This window comes from Gordonia sp. CNJ-863 (genome assembly GCF_001942325.1).
GTDB classification, from domain to species: Bacteria; Actinomycetota; Actinomycetes; order Mycobacteriales; family Mycobacteriaceae; genus Gordonia; species Gordonia alkanivorans.
The window spans coordinates 1-1294 of the sequence record NZ_MKKG01000081.1 but is presented as its reverse complement, the minus strand read 5'-3'; the positions used below and the strand labels follow the sequence as shown (position 1 = coordinate 1294).

The following is a 1294-nucleotide window of genomic DNA, read 5'->3' as shown; positions in this document are numbered from 1 at the left end:
CGTCGGCGATGGTGACGTGGTTGGCCCAGCTGCGGTCATGGTCGGCGACGGTGACCTCGCCGCACGCGATCCGCACCCGGTGTAGATCGGCGGTGATGTCGACAAACCGGCCGATCACTGAGGGGTGCACCGAGTAGTCGTTGCCGGCCACGCGCACGTAGTAGTCGCGGCCCAGCCGCACCCGAGTGCTCAACCCGACTTGTGGTGCGCTCGGCGGCAGCGTCGCCATCTGCGCCAGGTCCTCGGTGAGCACGTCACAGGGGCGTCGATCACCAATCGAGCGCACCACCCGGGTGTTGGCGTAATCGGCCAGCCAACGATCGAACTGGGCGGTGAAGTCGGCTGGCGAGGCGAAATGGCGGCCCGGCAGAAATGAGGTCTCGAAGAACCGGTTGTTGCGTTCGACCATGCCCTTGTATTCGGGATCGCACGGTGGTGCCAGCTCGAGTCGAGTGCCCAGACTGCCCACGAATCCTGCCGCCAGCGCCGTGGGCTTGCCCTTGCCGCCGATCGCGGATTCGCGGTCCCACACCAGCTTGCGGGTCACCGCACCCAGCTGCGACAGCAGCAACCACATCCCGGCGAGGATGTCTCCGCCCTGGCGGGAGGGGATCATCACCGCCGAGCGGTACCGGGAGAACGCCAACGTCATCACCAACACCGGCAACATCGACAACTGGTTGTGGCCCACCGGGATTCGGTAGTCGGGGAACCACAGATCCCATTGCGAGCACCCGCCGGGTTGATAGATCACCCGATCAGCGGGATCCACCCCGCGGAACTCCGGGCGAATCACCCGCACCCGATCCTTGAGGACCGTCAACGACCTTGAACCACCCCTGGTTTGATGCCGCTTCCTTCTGAGTCAGGAAGGATGAGCTCATGCCTAAGAAAATCGATCCGGAGGTCCGTTCGAGGGCCTTGCGGTTGCTGGAGGTGCACGGCGGCGAGTACACGTCGTTGACTGCCGCTGCCGAAGCGATCGCCAAGCAGGTCGGTGTCGGCGGGGAGACGGTACGTCGGTGGGCAGTGCAGGCACAGGTCGATGCCGGCGCCCGCGCGGGGACCACCTCGAAGGAGTCCGCCGAGATCAAGCGACTCAAGGCGGAGAACAAGCAGTTACGCGAAGACGTCGCCATTTTGAAAGCGGCGACAACTTTCTTCGCGGGGGAACTCGACCCCCGCAACCGATGATCGTGGCGTTCATTGATCAGATGCGCGCCAACGGTTTTGCGGTCGAGTCGATCTGCCGGGTCTTGCGGGAGCAGGGCTGCATGGTTGCCGCACGAACCTA

General features: G+C 64.6%; 2 pseudogenes. One reads left to right on the top strand and one right to left on the bottom strand.

The window, feature by feature from the left end:
- Nucleotides 1-847: pseudogene (locus tag BJF87_RS23725) on the bottom strand (Mu transposase domain-containing protein); the annotation flags it as partial.
- 35 nt (nt 848-882) lie between these two features.
- On the opposite strand from BJF87_RS23725, the pseudogene BJF87_RS23720 reads away from it, so the two are divergent.
- Nucleotides 883-1294, top strand: a pseudogene (locus BJF87_RS23720) (IS3 family transposase); the annotation flags it as partial.